At 64.1% G+C, this 454-nt stretch carries 1 pseudogene; it reads left to right on the forward strand.

What is annotated here, in order from left to right:
* Positions 1-454 (forward strand): annotated as a pseudogene (locus tag ON31_RS22950) (DNA-directed RNA polymerase subunit beta); the annotation flags it as partial.

Below are 454 nucleotides of genomic sequence, written 5' to 3' on the forward strand. Positions count from 1 at the left end.
TGGCGATCATGCCGTGGGAGGGTCACAACTACGAGGACGCGATCATCCTGTCGCAGCGCCTCGTGGAGGAGGACGTGCTGACCTCGATCCACATCGAGGAGCACGAGATCGACGCGCGTGACACCAAGCTCGGTGCCGAGGAGATCACCCGCGATATCCCGAATGTTTCCGACGAGGTGCTCGCTGATCTGGATGAGCGGGGCATCGTGCGGATCGGTGCCGAGGTGCGTGACGGTGACATTCTGGTGGGCAAGGTGACGCCGAAGGGCGAGACCGAGCTGACGCCGGAGGAGCGGTTGCTGCGCGCGATCTTCGGTGAGAAGGCGCGCGAGGTGCGTGACACGTCGTTGAAGGTGCCCCACGGTGAGTCGGGCAAGGTCATCGGTGTGCGGGTGTTCTCGCGTGATGACGATGACGATCTGCCGCCGGGCGTCAACGAGTTGGTGCGGGTGTA

Source organism: Nocardia otitidiscaviarum NBRC 14405, assembly GCF_000308635.1.
GTDB classification, from domain to species: domain Bacteria; phylum Actinomycetota; class Actinomycetes; order Mycobacteriales; family Mycobacteriaceae; genus Nocardia; species Nocardia otitidiscaviarum.